Annotated in this window: 15 protein-coding genes and 2 rRNA genes; 1 reads left to right on the top strand and 16 read right to left on the bottom strand. The window is 44.6% G+C overall.

Translation table 11 applies throughout. From position 1 onward, the window contains the following. Positions 1-168: 168 nt before the first annotated feature. The 6 genes from FTU54_RS13840 to FTU54_RS13815 form a co-directional block, all read right to left on the bottom strand. Entirely contained in the window at positions 169-2,097 is a 1,929-nt protein-coding gene (locus tag FTU54_RS13840; protein WP_180074843.1) for a flagellar protein FilF, read from the bottom strand. An 18-nt stretch (positions 2,098-2,115) separates the two neighbouring features. Continuing rightward, a complete protein-coding gene (gene filE, locus FTU54_RS13835) occupies positions 2,116-3,363 on the bottom strand; it encodes a putative pilus assembly protein FilE (protein WP_005179905.1) in 1,248 nt (415 codons plus the stop codon). Beyond that, complete coding sequence (locus FTU54_RS13830) at positions 3,357-5,021, bottom strand: OmpP1/FadL family transporter (protein WP_180074842.1); 1,665 nt, start codon at positions 5,019-5,021, stop codon at positions 3,357-3,359. Before FTU54_RS13830 ends, filE begins: the two co-directional genes overlap by 7 nt. Before the next feature lie 12 nt (positions 5,022-5,033). Beyond that, positions 5,034-6,203: a hypothetical protein gene (locus FTU54_RS13825; RefSeq protein WP_104489475.1), complete on the bottom strand. Its 1,170-nt coding sequence runs from the start codon at positions 6,201-6,203 to the stop codon at positions 5,034-5,036. A 48-nt stretch (positions 6,204-6,251) separates the two neighbouring features. After that, positions 6,252-7,085, bottom strand: coding sequence for a C39 family peptidase (locus tag FTU54_RS13820; protein ID WP_156188807.1), 834 nt, complete (start codon positions 7,083-7,085; stop codon positions 6,252-6,254). Positions 7,086-7,280: 195 nt separating this feature from the next. Continuing rightward, the gene (locus tag FTU54_RS13815; RefSeq protein WP_168407592.1) at positions 7,281-8,249 is read right to left on the bottom strand and encodes a DUF6160 family protein; all 969 of its coding nucleotides are present in this window, start codon (positions 8,247-8,249) and stop codon (positions 7,281-7,283) included. Between the two features lie 249 nt (positions 8,250-8,498). Between FTU54_RS13815 and FTU54_RS13810 the strand changes: the two genes are divergently transcribed. Further along, positions 8,499-9,836, top strand: coding sequence for an anthranilate synthase component I family protein (locus tag FTU54_RS13810; protein ID WP_168400270.1), 1,338 nt, complete (start codon positions 8,499-8,501; stop codon positions 9,834-9,836). A gap of 123 nt (positions 9,837-9,959) precedes the next feature. Here the strand turns inward: FTU54_RS13810 and hisC are convergent, their stop codons facing one another. The 10 genes from hisC to FTU54_RS13760 form a co-directional block, all read right to left on the bottom strand. Beyond that, positions 9,960-11,048 (bottom strand): histidinol-phosphate transaminase, encoded by a 1,089-nt coding sequence (gene hisC, locus FTU54_RS13805; protein WP_005179917.1) that lies wholly within the window; start codon positions 11,046-11,048, stop codon positions 9,960-9,962. Between the two features lie 99 nt (positions 11,049-11,147). After that, positions 11,148-12,449: a histidinol dehydrogenase gene (hisD, locus tag FTU54_RS13800; protein WP_168370025.1), complete on the bottom strand. Its 1,302-nt coding sequence runs from the start codon at positions 12,447-12,449 to the stop codon at positions 11,148-11,150. 184 nt (positions 12,450-12,633) lie between these two features. Then, the gene (gene hisG, locus FTU54_RS13795; RefSeq protein WP_005179926.1) at positions 12,634-13,335 is read right to left on the bottom strand and encodes an ATP phosphoribosyltransferase; all 702 of its coding nucleotides are present in this window, start codon (positions 13,333-13,335) and stop codon (positions 12,634-12,636) included. Continuing rightward, a complete protein-coding gene (murA, locus tag FTU54_RS13790) occupies positions 13,335-14,591 on the bottom strand; it encodes a UDP-N-acetylglucosamine 1-carboxyvinyltransferase (RefSeq protein ID WP_005179929.1) in 1,257 nt (418 codons plus the stop codon). Before murA ends, hisG begins: the two co-directional genes overlap by 1 nt. Before the next feature lie 7 nt (positions 14,592-14,598). Continuing rightward, positions 14,599-14,850, bottom strand: coding sequence for a BolA family iron metabolism protein IbaG (ibaG, locus tag FTU54_RS13785; RefSeq protein ID WP_005179933.1), 252 nt, complete (start codon positions 14,848-14,850; stop codon positions 14,599-14,601). A 136-nt stretch (positions 14,851-14,986) separates the two neighbouring features. After that, complete coding sequence (gene hpf, locus FTU54_RS13780) at positions 14,987-15,319, bottom strand: ribosome hibernation-promoting factor, HPF/YfiA family (RefSeq protein WP_005179935.1); 333 nt, start codon at positions 15,317-15,319, stop codon at positions 14,987-14,989. 175 nt (positions 15,320-15,494) lie between these two features. Further along, positions 15,495-16,946, bottom strand: a complete 1,452-nt coding sequence (locus tag FTU54_RS13775) for an RNA polymerase factor sigma-54 (protein WP_104498596.1) — start codon at positions 16,944-16,946, stop codon at positions 15,495-15,497. Between the two features lie 145 nt (positions 16,947-17,091). Beyond that, a complete protein-coding gene (locus tag FTU54_RS13770) occupies positions 17,092-18,342 on the bottom strand; it encodes an esterase-like activity of phytase family protein (RefSeq protein WP_168400268.1) in 1,251 nt (416 codons plus the stop codon). 226 nt (positions 18,343-18,568) lie between these two features. Next, positions 18,569-18,683, bottom strand: a 5S ribosomal RNA gene (gene rrf, locus FTU54_RS13765). A gap of 191 nt (positions 18,684-18,874) precedes the next feature. After that, positions 18,875-19,110 (bottom strand): 23S ribosomal RNA (locus tag FTU54_RS13760); the annotation flags it as partial.

Genomic DNA, 19,110 nt, shown 5'->3' with positions numbered 1-19,110 from the left:
TAATGGAGAAATCTAATCGGTATGTTATACCTGAGAGAAGAGTGAGGAGTTATCCAAGGGTTGTAAAAGGAAAACCTCAAAAATACCCAAGAAAAAGCCAGTCAATCTCTTAACTGACTGGCATTACATCCGTAGATGGGCTTTTGTATTTTAATGAATATATTGCTGTTACTGGATACGCACCTGTTCCGGGTTATAACAGTCCGCCACTTCGATGCTCACGGTTCCACCGGTGAGTTTAGCCAGTTCTTTATCGGCATCCGTAGCATTGTTGCTATCCTGATTGGTAAAAGTCTTGAGCTGCAAGGTATACAGGTTACTCCATGACACGGTATTGTTGCCGGAGAAGTCACTCAGGCTAATCCGGGTCGAGGTATGATTGACCAGATTACCCATATTCAGCCGCGCACCACCTACCACCATGGCCTGCTCGCCCTGGGTATTGTCAACCCGGGTATTCAGACCAATTACGGCACCATTCAGCTGGTTAAAGACCGGATTGGCCAGAATCATCCGCAGGGTAATCGCCTGATTGCTCAGATCGGTTGCTCCCAGCACACCAATACGATATTGCGTGACATTATTACTATCCACAATCTCTGGCGTGCTGCTATCTGTAGCGACTGCGCAGGTCCCCGACAGATCGGTTGCGGTCGGATTTGGGCCAATATCGGTACGGATATTGCCCTGCTCATCCAGCACAATCCCGAGCTTAATTGCTGGCGCGGCATTATTAGCAAAATTGAAATTCAGAGTGGCATATAACGGGAAAATATAACGCTCACCCAAGGCCACATTTTTCGCCGAAGTAAAAATCCGGTTATCCAGGAAATTCACCTGAAAATATTTATAGATATCCAGTGAGCCCTTAAACTGATCCGTGCCAATAGTCTGGGTCCAGCGGCCATATTCTTCCGGCTTTCCTGTCGGGAACTTGGTCAGGGTTTTATAAATTCCTTCGGTGCCGGCAATCATATAATCGTTATACAGTTTCCCCTGGGTCACGGTAAAATCTTCAGTCCGGTTACTGTTGATGCTAAAACGATAAGGCCCCTGGATCGTTTCATTCAGTGGATTAATCCAGTTATTTTGTGCCGCTGCGGTCATCAGTTCCGGACGGACACGTTTCAAGAAATCGGCCGTAATGGTCAATAACGGGTTTTCATTACTGGTCGACATGGTTCCACGCCACTGCATGCCATAACCGAAAGTATAACCCGAGCGATCGGTCATCAACTGGAACTGGCCAATCAGGTGTCTTAAGGTATTCGAGTTCTGTTTACAATCATCCTGATTACAGCCATATAAACCTTGTGGTAAGGTCGAACCCTCCACAGCCAGTACCGGATAGTTGGCCTGATAAGAGGCAGAGTTGGTCATATAAACCAGGGTTTTCAGCGCGTCAAAGGCCTGCGCATCACTGACGGTGCTCAAGTCAACCCAAGGACTTAACTTGCTGACATAGGCACCGGAACGGTAATCCTCCAGCGTCACCGAACCCCAAATATCATCCAGCTGTTCTTTTTTTAGCGCAGAAATATAAAGTGGCTGCACATCACCGGCAATGGTCGGCCGTTCTTGGTTCTTGGAACTTTCAATTGATAAAGCCTGTAAAATACGTGTAATTGCCTGTGCCACTTGAACAGTTGAATCCGATGGGGTCAGTTCGGTTACGGCCTGTCCGGTTAAGCCACGGGCAATATCCAGCAGGGTTAAACGCGGCAAGCTGGCACTGACCGAATTGGCCAGACCAATATCAGCTAGGCTTACTGTCCCCAGATTAATTGATTTTTCTGTTTTTTCCTGAATAAAGAAATGGACTTTATCACCGGCACTACATTTACCGGTGGCGGCATTGGTGGTTGGCGCAATCAGGGTAATATAGGTTTTGCTTGGATCACTGCTACAGGTGAAATTCAGGCCATCCACCGGATAATCCAGGGCAAACTCCACACAGTTTTGCCCGCTAACACAACTGCCATTAATTTCCGACACAATATTCGGCTCTGGAATGACATTGGCACTTTCACCACCACAGCCACTGAGTGCCATCATCAAGGCGGTACTGCTCAAGGCTAAAATATTTGATTTCTTCATCCTGATGTCTCATGTTTTTTATTGATCTAAGGCAATAATTTTCAATTGGCCTTGATTACTTAACTGGCGGTTTTCCATATCGATTGCCGATGCCAGCGGGGTTAAAAGAAGATAACGGGTTTGAGCCGGCAATTGAATCACCCCTTCCACCTGCTCATGTTGCAATAAGGTGGATTGAGTATCCTGGCTCTTGTAGCCGCCTGCACCTTCAATCACACAGCCTTGCGCATCCAGAAAAACGGCAAAAGGCCAGTAAAATGTAGGTTGCCGGGTTTTAGAAGCGTATGAATTCACCTGAAGATGGCGTAAATCTCCCTCCAGCTTCACCACCTCATAATCAAATTCATCTGTTAATGGTGCACGTGGCCAGAGATTGACGTCTTTCTGTACGGCCAGGGTCTTGGCATGTTTAATTTTTTTATTGTTAAAACAGGACTGGCCTAAACTGCTGATGGCATCGGCCTGTGCAATACGATAATAAGTCGATGACAGCACCATTGGCTTGACACTTTCTGGCTGGCGTTTCTTGAACAGGCGATCCAGCACCGATTGTCCGACTCCTTTTTCACGTTCTACCACCTGCACCCGGGTCGCACCACCGCCCAATTTACTGTCAACTACGCCTTCCGGCATCATATAAAAACGCTTTTTCCCCTCCAGGTTAAATTCACTGTGTTCCAGGTATTCATTATTGACGTACTGCTCCCCTTCCATTTCGGTAAAACCGGAAGATGAAGTACGGTCTGGTTGATCAGCTTGCACAGTCTTCAATACTTTCTGAGATTCAGTTTGCGGGATGACAGATGTAATCGTTGGAGATGATGAAGCTGATACCGGTTTTGTGGTTGCCGATACAACTGGTGTGACGACAGGCTGTTCCACAACTGCTGTATCTGGTGTTTTTTGTGGGATACTTTCTGTGAGTTTTACCGTAGTGACTGGTTGAGTCGGTACAGTACTAACTGTGGGTACGACTGCAACAGCAGGAGCTCTGACAGGTTCAGAAACGGGAATTTGCGCTTGCGGCTGCGCCGGATTCAAAGCAGACGATGCTCTACTTTGTGCCTGCGTTTTGTTTACCGGCACAGCTTCTTTTTTCGCGGCCGGCCGGGTTTCGGCCTTACGCTGTACCACCATCGGCCGGCCATCCGGGCCAATAATGGTATAAAACTCATTGGCATAACTTACACTGGCCGAGCCCAAAGACAGCGCCCAGAGTGAAGACAGGCAAATCAAGCCAGATAAACGCTTTGTCACTTTTACCATCGTGTTCTATAGCTCAGACCTAAAATTGTAATGTTGCTAGCGGTTTTGACATTCAGTCCCGCATACGGGTTGAGTAATAAGTTATTCACCCCTTCTTTGTTGGCTAGGCTACTGGTATTGGCTGGAATTTTGTCCCGGCTTTGCAGAAAGCCGATCGATAAATCCAGATCAGTATCGGCATCAAAACGATAGCCCACACCTAAACCAAACAGACGTGCATTATTAATGGGTACCATGGTATTACGCTTGTCATCTGGAATCGCACTGGTTCGTGGTTCATAACCGGCACGCAGCTTTAAACGGTCGGTAGCAGAATATTCAATCCCGATGCCCCAACTCCATGGTGACTGGAAGCCCATCGGCAAGGCCAGTGAGCTGTCAGAGACATGTTCAGACAATAATTTGGCAATTTTCAGGGCAGAAATCTGGCGGTCAAATTCAAACTTGAACTTGTCCCAAGCGGCATAATCGGTCCAGCCGACATCAAAGTTCACCTGTAAATCTGGCATTACCTTGTATTTAATCCCGGCCTGGAAATGCGCTGGATATTCAAAATCCATCGCCACCAGCCCTGACTCACTGGCCGGAATATAGTTCGGGAAGCCTAGAATTGCCGCCAGAATTTGCCCAGTTGGAGAAGACATCAAGCCTTTAATCAGCTCACTCGGCGCCTTGGCATTATCAATATGATATTTACCTTTGAGCCGCATTTTGGCGGAGCTTTGATAGACCATACCAAAGCTGAAATCTTCACGTGGCTCCCATAACACCCCGAGGTTATAGCTTGGGCTCAGACTTTGCTCGACGGCCAGATCCATTTGTCCAAAACGACCAAACGGATTCATGCCTTCCTGTGCGTTACAAATCCCCAGCAACAGAATATCGGTAATAATATCGGAGTTTTCTTTAAACGGGGTACAGACGACTTCATCAATCATCCGCAGCATCCCGATCAGGTCATTCGGGAAACGCAAGTCGGTATTCATGGCAATGGCCTGGTAGGACATTCCCACCGATGCCCCGACTGATAGCTCATCATTGACCTGATAGGCAATTGACGGTGACAGATAGGTAATCCGTTCCAGTGCCACCTGCTGCCCCATGAAGTTACCTGGGTTGCCATCTTCAGCACCAAAACCGGCAATTAACGGCGCATACATCGCAGTAGCAAAGGTGGTTTTAGACCCCGGCGGATTGTAGGCAATCCCTGCTGTTGGTGCGGCCAGTGGCATGCCTTCACCCAGATCAACAAACTTTTTCAGTACCGGCACATACAGCGATGCATATTCCACATCACCCGATACTTCACCTTTAAAGTCGGTACAAAAGTCAGCCAGAATTTCCGGTCCATCATGACAGACCAGTGGATCATCGGAATAACCAAATACGTTATAGTCGGCTGGCGCAGAAAACTCACGCTGTACATCAAAGTGCGCCAGCACCCCTTGTACATCGGTTTGCAAGCCTTCAATTTTAGTTAAGGCTGCCGGGTTAAAATGAATGGCACTAATGCCCGGTGGATCTGCCGTGACCGCGTTGCCGATGGTCAAGGAACGGATATCGACAGACAGGTTTTGTCCCAATTGTGCAAAAGCAGCACTCGAACAGCCCGATAAGATCAGCGCAGACACTAACGGGCGAAGTCGAATTATTTTCATACGACCAGCCTCTTAGCGAAGTTTCTTACCAAAGCCCAGAATATCGAGTGGGAAAGACAGACCTAAAGACACATCCGGTGCATCTTCTGTCAAACCAATACCAACAGTACCATTGACAATCGTTTCAGGAGAAACGCGTACCCCTAAAGAAATGGCCAGGGTAGAACTGGTCTGATCGGCCGGAGAATAGCTTTCGCCGGTGTGATAGAGGAATTCAGCGCCAGTATTAAAACTCTGCTGATACGACATGGTCATTGAAACGTCGTAGTTAAAGGAATAGGCAAAACCAAAGGCGAAACCACCACTAATGCCCGGCTCAAATTCTTCAATAATACGTGGACCACGAATCTGGTTTAAGCCCGACTCCTTAAAACCATAATTGGCTGAGACTGAAGCGAACAACACCACCGGATCGATATATTTACGGGTACTGGCTCCAATCCCTGCAGAATAATAGCCCTTACCGGTCGCAAGTTCGGTAGTGCTATTAATTTCATACGGGCTATCACCGGTTTTGGTCGAAAGATTTCCGAATAAAATTAGTGGCAAACGGCCGGCTTTTAAAGGGAAAGGTTCCCAGCGTGCGCCTAAAGAAATATCTCCCAGACCCGCGGTATTCGCATCTTTTAATTGATCGGTCTTGGCCACCAAAGGTAAAGAGGCGGTTAAGGTCAGGTTATCCAATAATCCATATTGAACGGTGAAGGTGTTGGTCAATGCATGCGATGCATTTTCCTGAACACGCAACTGATAGATTTGGCCTTGCGCCATTTCCATATCAATTTGCGTATCACGATAATAGGTATAATCAATATCGTAATAAGATGAGATATTGCCTTTTTTGATTAAGGAATATTGGCGTTCATTGGAGGTAAAGACTTCTTCCAGATTGGCTTCTTTGGTGGCATCCCCTTCCTGCTGCTGTAACGCAGTTGATGCAGCCTGCTCAGCACTCGGTGCAGTCGCTGTTGCTGTTTCAATATTGGCCTCAGCAACTGCTTCAGTGCTAACTTCTTCAGGGCTTGAGTTTTCTGCTGGAGCTGTGGCTTCTGACGCAAGCTGCTGCTCTTCTACTGTTTCATATTGTCCTAACTGTGGCTCTTCTGCAGCATAAGCAGCTGCTCCCCAGACCATTTGGATACTGATAGCCAATACGGTTTTATTCATCCATTTAGATTTCATCTTCTTCCCTTCCAATTTTTAATTTTTTTTCGTTTTTAAAGTAAATATTTACTTACTTTTATAATAGAGTCTTAAAAAGTTGTACTGATGTTCGCCGAAATTCTCTGACTCAGGATTCATGTTTCGTTCTAAACGAATGGTCGAGGCTTTATCGGCAATTTTGTCCATATAGAATTGTGGATATTGAATATTGACAAAGGCATGATGGTTAACAGTGGCATCTTCAACATGGCGCATATCACTATCCTGTAAAGCCAAGAAGTCTTTACGATATTCAGGCGCCACATTAATCAGGAACAAGGTATTGTTTTCCCACACCTCTTTAAAACGCTGCTCATCAAAACTGATATTCCCCAGTGCCGGGTCGGCCACATAGACCCGGCCATCCTTATAGGCCTTATACACCACAAAATGCTTAAAACCGGCATAGGAAATCGGCACAATTGCGGGCTGGCCCTGCTTGACCAGATCTGAAAATTCCCCACGATAGCCGCCACTTTCCATGCCCAATGCAGCAACAAAACGTTTCATATCCAGCAAAGAGAAACTACGCCGTTCAATAATGCGCTCATATTCCCCATAACGTAGCAAACCACTCATGGTCTGCTGCTCTGTCAATCGGGCTCCGACATAACCATTTAACAGTGTGGTTAAAGCGGCCGATCCACAGCTATAGTCATAAGCCTGACGTACAATGCCCCGAAATTGATCTTGTAAAGCAGGTTGAATACGTACAGGCTCACGATGCATACGGGTAAAAGAAGAATTGCGGGAATCCAGTGTTTCCGTATAGCGTACGGTTTCCGGATGTTGTTCCTTTAAGTCGAAGGCTTGTGTGGCAGCGTAATACATCAATGCCGAGCCTAATGCGATCTCTAACATAATTTTTTACTTTTCAAGTTCCAGGCAGCTCTGCCAGTTCATTTTTTATTTTTAGAGTAAGAACTCTACTTCCATGTATTTAGCAAGATACCTTTTTTTTAGAAAAAAAACAGTATTTTTTTATATTTTTGCCAACTTTTACAGTTTTTGTGTAAAAAAAAGCGCGTGAAAACACGCGCTTTTTCAATAGAAGACTTAGTGACCACGAATAGTGATAACCGCCCCCGGAAGATATTGACCAGCCGCTGGGCTGAAATAGGTTTGCATACCTTGAATTTCAACATCACCGATAGATGCAGCATCTCGGCTACCTAAATGAACACCTTGTACATAGTGATCTTTAGCACCACCATGGCTAATCATCTGGATATAACCTTTGTCATCCGGGTTGCTGACACTTGCACCCATAACACGCACATCTTGTGTAATGGTTAAGTTATTAGCATCTGCATCGGCAATTTTAATACTTTCAATAAAGATCTCACCTGCTGCACGCTCAGCACTTGCCGTTGAGTTATCAAGAATACCCAAATTATTAATTTCAAGACCACCAATCATCGTAGTATTCAGTTTAATCATCGCCCCTTGTGGTGCAGCACCTAACTGGATATTGGCTGACATTGGGCCTGTCTTAAGCGATAAGCCTGAAATAATGGCATTATAATTCGAATCTACACCACCACGGCGAAGTGTCGAGGTTGTGCTTGCGCTACCTTGTACACCCGAAGCAGTTACACCAATTTCACCAATTTTAATATCCAGACCAGACACATCAGCTGCGATGTTAATAAAGGCTGTGTTACCACTACCTGCACCGGCATCAGAGTCAATTTTTAAATCTGCCAAGTTACGAGAGTCAAGTAGATAAGCACCTGCATCATCATAGTTAGCACCAACGACGATACCAAAGTTTTCATTCGCATCACCAGCAATGCCATTCCCTTGAATAACAATCGCACCAGCATTATCAATGGTACCATTTAAACCATCATTATCATGGATAAAGAGCTTTTCAATTTCAATTTTTGAAATACCGATACCAATCGATAAACCATCTTGACCTGTGGTTGCGCTAAGTGCTGAATCATCCATTGCCTGCATTGCAAATGCATTTGCACTTAATGCCATTGAAGATACTAAAGCTAGTTTAGTAAATGTTTTCATATTTACTCTCCCAAGAGTATTATTTTTTTGATTGTTACCACTCTTGTGCAGCGGGCTGATTATTTGTTTTTAGCAACCTGCTACGTATTTCCTTGAGCGGCTGGATAGCACTAACAAAGTTATCCCCCTGTCAAATTTTGTTCAACTGCTATTGATCATATTTTTCAGCTTGCCGATAAACGGTCATAAGCATTTTCTTGGCGCAGAATCAGGTAAAATAGATATTTATTGTTGATTTTCTCCAAATTTATGGCCACCTCATCTTTCTACAAACAAGTACTTTGTGAATCCCCCTATACCCCAGCAGAAATTTTAAAAGCGCTGGGTTCACTCTCACATCTTGTTTATTTAGAAAATAATGGCCAACCGATTATTGGCTTATCAGCAACACATTACTACCTTATTCAACAAAATAAATGGCAGTATTTTAAGCAGCACAGTTTTAATGATTATCTTGAAGAAACAGCAGCACCTTCTTTAGATGAATTTTTGCAGCCAACTGTTTGTATTGGCGACAGTTATTTTAAAGGTGGACTGATCGGTTTTATCAGCTACGATTATGCCGCCCAACAGCACATTCATACTCAAAGCAAAGCTCAACCGTGTTTATTTCTAGGACAATTTCACAGTTTTCTAACCCTGGAAAATGGGCACTGGTATTTCACCAGCGATGAGCAGCAAGCCGAATTTTTATTGACTTATATTCAAAATTTGTTGGCTCAAAAACAGGAGAATTCATTTAAATTAACTCAGGCCTGTACCGCACGCTGGAATAAAACTGAATATCAACAGGCCTTTAATCAAGTCCAGGATTATATTGTTGCAGGTGATTGTTATCAGATTAATTTAACCCAGGAATTTAAAGGTTCTGCGGAAGGATTATTATTAAATACCGCTGCAGATTTTTGGGCGCTAACCCATGCTCCTTATGCTGGTTATTTAAAAATAAATGACTTTGAATTACTTAGCTGTTCACCTGAATTATTTATTGATTTTCTGCCTCATCGGCAACTCCTCACCAAACCGATTAAAGGCACCATGCCACGTTATACAGACCCAATATTAGATGAACAATCTAAACAGACCTTAAAAAATTCTGAAAAAGATCAAGCTGAAAATGTGATGATCGTCGATTTACTGCGTAATGATCTGAGTGTCTATGCCGAAACCGGTTCAGTAAAAACGCCGAAGTTATTCAATATTGAATCATTTAAACAAGTACATCATATGGTGAGTGAAATCACCGCGACGTTAAAAGCAGAGATCAATCCACTAGATGTATTGCTGTCTGCACTTCCGGGCGGCTCGATTACTGGCGCCCCTAAAATTCGCGCCATGCAGATTATTGAAGAGCTGGAAGGCACACCACGCGGGGCCTATTGCGGATCAATGGGTTATTTTAATTTTGATGGTACCGGTTCCTGGAATATTCTGATTCGCTCAATTCAAAAATATCAACACGAAGTTTCGTTATGGGCCGGTGGTGGTATTACCATTGCCTCTGATTGTGATGCAGAATATCAGGAATGTTTTGATAAGGTTTCGGCGATGCTGGATTTACTCAATACCTGGTACACACCTGAATAAATAAAAAAGCGACTCAATTGAGTCGCTTTTTTATGAATCCCTCCCCTTGAGAACCATTGTTTCTCACCTTTTCTAGAGGGAAGAGTTCCCTCCTTTATCAAAGGAGGGTTAGGGTGGATTCACTTAAGCCAAAATCTCGTTTTTCAAAGTATCCACTAAACGCTGGTTTTGTTCATCGGTACCGATGGTGATCCGAAGGAATTGGTTAATCCGTGGCTTGTTAAAATAACGCACAATGATGCCACGCTCACGCAATTCAGCTGCCAATTCACCCGCGTCTTTACTTGGCAGTGAAGCAAAAATAAAGTTGGCACTCGATGGCAATACCTTAAAACCCAGCTCAGCCAGCTGAGCTACCAGTGTTTCGCGACTCGCAATCACTTTCTGGTTCTGCGCTTCAAAGTATTCCTGATCTTCAAACGATGCGACAGCTGCTGCAATCGCGAAACGATCCATTGGATAAGAGTTAAAGCTGTTTTTTACCGCTTCCAGCGCAGCAATTAAATGTGGCTGGGCAATCGCAAAACCGACCCGTAAACCAGCCAAAGAACGCGATTTAGATGTGGTTTGACATACCACTAAATTCTCGTATTTTTCCACCAGGCTGACCGCAGATTCGGCACCAAAGTCTACATAGGCCTCATCAATCACCACAACTGAGTTTGGATTGGCTTGAAGCACTTCCTCAATGGCAGCCAGGCCCATATCAATACTGGTTGGTGCATTCGGATTGGTAATAATAATGCCGCCATTTGGCTGCTTATAATCATCCACCACAATTTCAAAATTGTCATTTAGAGGGATGACCTGGGTATTAACCCCAAAAAACTGGCTATAGACCGGGTAGAAACTATAGGTAATATCCGGATACAACAGCGGCAGATCCTGAACAAAGAAGGCTTTAAAGATATGTGCCAGCACTTCATCAGAACCATTGCCGACAAAAACCTGCTCAACCGGTACCTGCTGCTGTTTGGCAATGGCCTGTTTTAACTCGGAAGCATCCGGGTCTGGATACAAACGTAACGCATCCGCCGAGTTTGCCAGTACCTTCTGCACCGCTTCCACCACTTTTGGCGATGGCGGATATGGGTTTTCATTGGTATTCAATTTGAGTAAATTCTGGATTTTCGGTTGTTCGCCCGGTACGTACGGTTCTAATTCACGTACTGCCGGACTCCAGAAGCGCATTTGTTCGGTGGTGATATTCATTTTTAAATTCTCAAAGTTCCCTCTCCTGAGCAAGTTTTAAAGCACAGCTTTAAAATGAAGCGCAAGTGAGGGCTAGGGAGAGGTTTTCTATTTCTTTAATTACTGATAACGATAACGTGCTGATCTCGCATGTGCATCCAGGTTCTCTTGCTGCGCCAATACATCCGCAGTTTTGGCCAGAGTTTTCACCCCTTCTTGCGAACACATGATCAGGCTAGAACGTTTCTGGAAATCATACACACCCAGCGGTGAGGAGAAACGCGCAGTACCTGAGGTTGGCAGCACGTGGTTTGGACCAGCACAGTAATCCCCAATCGCTTCAGGGGTATAACGTCCCATAAAGATTGCCCCGGCATGACGAATATCTTCTGCCATCACTTGCGGATCATCCATGCATAATTCCAGGTGTTCAGGTGCCACCTGATTAATTAACTCAATCGCTTCCTGACGATCCTTCACCAATACCAATGCACCACGGTTTTCAATCGAGGTACGGGCGATCTCAGCTTTTGGCAATGCTTCTAGGTGCTTTTCAATCCAGCCATCAACAGCATTCAATAATTCCTCATCCGGTGTAATGAATACTGCTTGTGCGACGGTATCGTGCTCGGCTTGTGACAATAAATCCATCGCCAACCACTCTGCATTATTCTCGCCTTCGGCATAAACTAAAATTTCCGAAGGTCCGGCGATCATATCAATACCGACTTGACCAAATACCGCACGTTTTGCTGCTGCGACAAAACGGTTACCTGGACCGGTAATTTTGTCGACCGATGGAATGGTTTCTGTACCATAGGCCAGCGCCGCGACCGCTTGTGCACCACCAATGGTAAACAGACGTGTCACGCCCGCTAAATAGGCCGCCGCCAGAACCAGTGGATTCAACTCACCATTCGGCGCCGGAACCACCATAATAATTTCAGGCACACCCGCGACATGCGCAGGAACAGCATTCATGAGTACTGAAGATGGATAAGACGCCAGACCACCCGGCACGTAAATGCCCACGCGGTCCAGTGGCGTGACTTTCTGACCCAAGGTATTGCCCAAGGCATCAACATAGGTCCAGCCATCCTGCTTTTGCGCCTGGTGGAATTCACGGATACGTGCTGCAGCCAGCTCCAGTGCCTCACGCACCTCAGTGTTTAATGCGTCAAAGGCAGCTTTAAGCTGTTCCTGGGTCAGTTCTAGATCTGAAAATTGATGCGCGGGATGTCGATCGAACTGCTGAGTTAATTTAAGAACATGAGCATCACCATGCTGACGGACATCAGCAATGATTTGGTCTACGGTTTTTAACAGTTCTGGATCACTCACTGTTTCAAAAGCCAACAAGTCAGCAAACACCTGCTTGAAGTTCTGATCTTGAGTCGATAAACGTCGCATCAATTTACCCACAAGGTTGATATGGAAAAGATTAGTTTACCTGTTTTCAAGGCTTTTGTGGGTATCAATCGCGCATTGGGCCACGGACTTTTATGGAAAATTACTTTTGCTCAAATTGAAGAAAAGTATTAACAGGACTGTTCTCATAGACCGCCATAAAAAACCGCTCTCAAGAGCGGTCTTTTATTTGAACAACTTACGCCTGTTTGGCCTGTTCACGATCAGCCACAGCCTGTTCTAGCTGGGCAATAATCGGATTTAACAACGCCTGTTTACGTTTAAAACTGGCTTTGTTGACGATTAAACGGGAAGATACTTTACAGATTTCTTCCAGTGGTTCTAAACCATTGGCACGTAACGTATTTCCGGTATCGACCACATCGACAATGTAATCACCCAGGCCGACCAGCGGTGCCAGTTCCATCGAACCGTAAAGCTTGATCACATCAACCTGTTCACCCAGGCTGGCATAGTATTGACGGGTCAGGTTCACATATTTGGTCGCAATTTTTAAGCGGCCTTTTGGACGAACCATACCGACTTTACCCGCTGTCATCAGTTTACAGTTGGCAATTTTTAAATCTAATGGTTCATAGACATTTTGTGCGCCATGTTCCATCAAGACATCTTTACCTGCCACACCTAAATCTGCTGCGCCATTTTCCACATAGGTCGGCACATCAGAAGCACGTAAAATCAGAATACGCACCTGTTTATGGGTGGTTGGAAAAATTAACTTACGGGATTTTTCAGGATCTTCCAGCAAGTTAATGCCCGCTGTTTCCAGCAGCGGCAGTGTCTCTTTTAAAATACGTCCCTTACTTAATGCTAAAGTTAAACCATGATCAAAATTGCCCATTACGTCAAAGTTTGGATCATCGTTTCTCATATCGCTCATTAACTTACTCGCTTAATTTGGGCACCTAAACCTTGTAACTTCGCTTCGACATTTTCATAACCGCGATCAATATGATAAATACGGTCAATCAGTGTTTCCCCTTCAGCCGCCAGAGCTGCTAACACTAAAGAGAACGAAGCACGTAAATCTGTAGCCATGACAGGTGCTGCAGATAATTTTTCTACACCGGTTACCACAGCATCATTGCCTTCAACCTGAATATTGGCACCCATACGTGCCAATTCAGGAACATGCATAAAACGGTTTTCAAAAATCGTTTCAGAGATGGTGGCAAAACCACGACCAACGGCATTCACCGCCATCAACTGGGCCTGCATATCGGTCGGGAAGTCGGGATGTGGCAAGGTACGGAAGCTGACTGCTTTCGGACGTTTACCCATCATATCCAGTTCAATCCAGTCATCCCCACGGGTGACTTCTGCGCCCATCTCTTCAAATTTGTCTAGCACCGATTCCAGCAGGGCCGGATCGGTATGCGTGGTTTTAATCTTGCCACCAGTAATGGCTGCCGCCGCCAGATAGGAACCGGTTTCAATCCGGTCCGCCACTACCGCATATTCACAGCCGTGCAGACTTTCTACACCAGTTACCACCAAAGTATCGGTATCCAGGCCTTCGATTTTGGCACCCATCTTAATCAGCATTTGTGCCAGATCGGTGATTTCCGGTTCACGCGCAGCATTCCGGATGGTGGTGACACCATCCGCCAGCACGGCAGCCATCAAGATATTTTCAGTGCCGCCTACGGTTACCATATCAAAAACCACTTCGCCGCCTTTTAAGCGGCCATCGACTTTGGCATGTACATAGCCATTTTCGACCTGGATTTCTGCACCTAAAGCTTCTAAAGCTTTTAAATGCTGATCGACCGGACGCGAACCAATCGCACAGCCGCCCGGGAGTGATACTTGTGCACTGCCATAGCGCGCCAATAGCGGTCCAAGCACCAAAATAGACGCACGCATGGTTTTAACGAGCTCATACGGTGCAAACTGGTTGTTCAGGGTCGAGGTATCGGCCACCACAGTATCGCCTTCATAAGACATGGTGATACCGAGGCCCGCAATGAGTTTAACCAGTGTGTTTACATCTTTCAGATTAGGCACATTGGTCAGGGTAATAGGTGAGTCGGCCAGAATCATGGCAGCCAGTAATGGCAATGCTGCATTCTTTGCACCAGAAATGCGCACTTCACCTTCGAGCTTAATACCGCCCTGAATTAAAAATTTATCCATTAATTTATTAAGCTCCGAATAAGCTTGCTTTACGCCATTCTTCTTTGGTCATTGCTTTAATTGTTACCGCATGAACTTCACCGCTGGCGATCAAGGCATTAATCGGCGCATACACTGCCTGTTGGCGTGCAACAAGACGTTTGCCTTCAAACTGATCATCGACAATACGAAGATCAAATTTACCACCCTGCCCACTAACGACTACATCTGCCTCTGGAAAAGCAGCTTTTAAAATTTCAGCGAGCTGTTCATTATTCATCACAAGACCTCTTATAGGACCAACGGTGTAAAACCGGTCATTTTACTATAAATGAAAAAAATAATTCATTAGTCACATACATTATATATATAAAAAAAGAGGTTTTTTAAAAACCTCTTTTTGCCGATTGTTTCAGCTAAATCGCGACAGGCTGATAAACCAGCTGCATTTTGCGATGCTTGTCTAATTGGCGTTTTAATTTTTCTGACATTTTCTTAATCGATGTATACATATCATCAGCACAGGCCTGGGCAAACAGCTCCGTTCCAGGTAAACGGATAATCGCTTCTGCGATATGGTTGGCACTGCCTTTTTTAGAATGCTTATCGATCTGATGATCTTTACTGAGCTTCACCTGCATACTATTGACCTGATCCAGATGTTTGGTCATTTGCGCGAACTTTGCTTTTATATTTTCTTCAATTGCAGGTGTAATTGATAAATGATGGCCACGAATTGTTATTTGCATAATTCTATCCCTCACCTTCGTTAGGATTAGACGAGTCATCATCAAAATGATTCACGTACAGGACCAGAACTGCTGCTCAGTGATACCTTCATGCAATCATTTTGACTCATCCTCATAGAAAAAAAGATTCATTATGTTGTCATAATGAATCTCTAGAATAGGCAGATTTTCAAAACTAGATCAAGACTTTTCTTTCAGAAGAAGATGGAATATGTAAAGATTCGCGATATTTTGCAACCGTACGTCGCGCCACATCAATTCCCTCTTCTTTTAAAATATTGGCAATTGCGTTATCAGACAAAGGCTTACGCAGGTTCTCTTCAGCAATCAGTTTTTTGATCTTGGCACGAATCGCAGTTGACGATGCTTCACCGCCCGATGTAGTGCCAACATGACTTGAAAAGAAATATTTCAACTCAAACAGGCCACGCGGGGTCAGCATATATTTATTGGTGGTCACGCGGGATACCGTAGATTCATGCAGCTCGACCTCTTCGGCAATATCGCGTAGCACCAAAGGTTTCATGCCTTCTGCGCCAATTTCCAGAAAAGTACGCTGATGCTCAACAATACAGGTTGCCACTTTCAGTAAGGTTTTATGCCGCTCATCAATACTCTTGATAAAGTTTTTGGCTTCCAGCATCTGGTTACGTAAATACTGATTGTCATCACTCTGATCGGCACGACGAATCATATTGGCATAAAACGAGTTAACCCGGAGCTTTGGCATGACATCCGGATTCAGCTGTACCTGCCAGCTGTCATTTTTCTTCATCACCACCACATCTGGAATCTGATAATCCGACTCTTTATCTTCAAACTCCATACCCGGATGCGGTTTCAAGGTTTTCAGCAACTCGACCGCGCATTTCAGCTGATCGGTGTTTAAACCGGTCTGCTTGAGTAGTTTTGGAATTTCATTGCTGATTAATAACTCATAATGGGTCATCAGCTGCATAGCATCCTGACGGCATGGGGTATTTGTCGGCAGACTTTCCAGCTGGATCAACAGACATTCCGCCAGATGACGCGAACCAACCCCCACCGGCTCCAGCCGTTGAATATGTTTCAATACCACCAGCACTTCATCGTCTTCGATGTTATCTTCATACTCCATCGAATCGAGCAGATGCTGGACTGAAGCAGTAATCTCGCTGATATCGCTTTCCAGAAAGCCCTTATCATCCAGAGAATCAATAATGCAGTAAGCAATCAGCTGGTCAATTTTAGAAAAATGCAGCAGGTTAATCTGCTCCAGCATATGTTCTTTTAAACCCAGTACACCCTGACGGTTATCTTCACGCTCTTCATATTCTGGCGTACCCAAACTGGTCGGCTGATGGGTATAGACATCATCCCAGTCGGTATCGACCGGTAAATCATCTGGCAGATGATCGGCATTTAATTCATTGGTTAAGTCTTTTTGATCACGATCTGTATCTGCCACTGACAGACTCTCAACATCGGCCTGTTCTTCAACTTTCTCTAATAATGGATTACTATCGAGCTGTAATTGAATTTCTTGCTCAAGTTCTAAACTTGATAATTGAAGTAAACGAATGGCCTGTTGCAACTGGGGTGTCAATGACAGGGAGTTGGCAACTTTTAATCCCACTGATAACTTCATACTACCCACCTTTTTTAATACCGCATTTTATAAGCAATTTTTATGCCTGTTTTAATTTTTATAGCATGCTTTTATTAAAAAATATACAAAAAAATTTTCATAAAGAAAGGCCACCCGAGGTGACCTTCTGTAATTGCTGATAAATTTAGAACAATACTTTTGGCAAACGGATCTGAATAATTTCATTATCATCGGCCAGATTGGCATTTCGCCCACTTGAACTCGGGAAGTTATTATCATTCAGCACAGTAATCAGGTCTGGACCTTCAATGACAATATCTTCAATGGTCTGAAACGGAAAACCAAAGCGCTCGCCGGTCGCAATATCGCCCGCTCGCGCAGTGCCATAAAGTAAATCCGGATTGGCAATATCCATCAAATTGACCAGATCTTCTCTCTGCATATTCTGACCAGCGGCGCTGAGCGTGACTTTAATCAGCTTTTTATAGCCCAGCAGATCGTTTTCACTATCATCCCGTTCAATAATAATTCCTTCAGTCGGGCTATACAGCTGAAAATCACCAATTGCTGTAGCGCTGGCATGTAACGGAAAATAATAATATTTGCCGGTATAGGCCTTTTTCGCCAAATCAAATTCAGACACGATTAAACGATTAGAACTATCGTTCAGTAATGGCTTTTCCAACAGCGGATACAGATATTTTCCATCTTGAGAGATCGCCATACCCTCAAAGCCACCACTACGCTGTACCAGCGGTTCAACAAAATTCAGCTGCTCTTTATTGAACTGATTCTGAGGTGAACGCAGCTCTTGCGCCGGATTCAGTGGATTAGGTAATGGAATTGGCGGGCTCAGCAATATACCCTCAGCAGAAAAATGGAGTAAATAGGGTCCAAACTCATCTCCAATCCAAATCTCGCCATTCGGTGCGCGTTGCATCGATTCCGGATCAAAATCTGCACCAGTTAATAAACGTTCGGCCGTGTCTTGATGGACAATAGAAAAGGGAATGAGTTTATTCGGATCACGCAGCTGCACATAACTTAAATGCTTCACTTCAGCGTTAGTTGCTGTTTTTGTTCTAAAGGTTGGTTGAATCACATGCAAACGCAGCAGATAGTCAGCCGAGTTATCTTGTGTGCCAAAACCATTGTCAGACATCACCAGATAAGTCCCATCATTATTTTTTAAAGCAGCCGAAAAACCTTGCACAGGCTGCCCAGAAAATGGCGGCAAAATTCCGTTTGCACCGGTCACATATGCACCGGAATCTGGTCCTTCTGCATAGGTGGCCACATCCAGTTTTGCAAAAGCCACCAAAGTTGGCTCATTGATCAAGGGTGTAGGCGTCACCTGCGTCTTTTCATCAGAATCATTACATCCGTTCAAGCCCAACACAACGGCCATAAAAAGGCCAATAGATCTTTTTTTCATAAAGTTTAAAAATAGCAATTGGGGAAACCATTCAAACAAGAAAAAATGACAGTGTTGGGATGATTCAGTGACAATTTAAAGACCGGTTTTTGCGACCGAATACTTGTCTTTCTATTTATTTGATCATGATGCTTAGATACTTTTCTGGGACTTATAATTCTTTAGCTTTATTAAAAGCATAAAAAAATCCCCCTGCTGTTTAAGCTAGGGGGATTTTGAATTAATGAGCTGGCGATGACTTACTCTCACATGGGTAACCCCACACTACCATCAGCGCTAAGAGGTTTCACTTCTGAGTTCGGGAAGGGATCAGGTGGTTCACTCTTGCTATTGTCGCCAGCACAACTGTTATGGACTTGTTCGGGTCTTAGTTACTTTGCTTAAGCTTGATGCTTTTGCATGTAATGCCTTACTTTGTTCCAAATGAGTTATTAACGGATTGGCTATTGGGTCTGAATTTTATTGTGTCGCATTAACTAAATCAAGGATTAGTTTAGAATTCAGCTTGATACAACAACTGTTTGGGTGTTGTATAGTCAAGCCTCACGAGCAATTAGTATTGGTCAGCTTCACATATCGCTATGCTTCCACACCCAACCTATCAACGTCCTAGTCTCGAACGGCTCTTTAGAGGAATAAATTCCTAGGGAAATCTTATCTTGAGGTAGGCTTCCCGCTTAGATGCTTTCAGCGGTTATCCCTTCCGAACATAGCTACCCGGCGATGCGACTGGCGTCACAACCGGTACACCAGAGGTTCGTCCACTCT

Source organism: Acinetobacter sp. YH12116, from assembly GCF_013418895.1.
Taxonomy (GTDB): domain Bacteria; phylum Pseudomonadota; class Gammaproteobacteria; order Pseudomonadales; family Moraxellaceae; genus Acinetobacter; species Acinetobacter indicus.
This window is presented reverse-complemented; position numbering and strand designations above follow the sequence as displayed.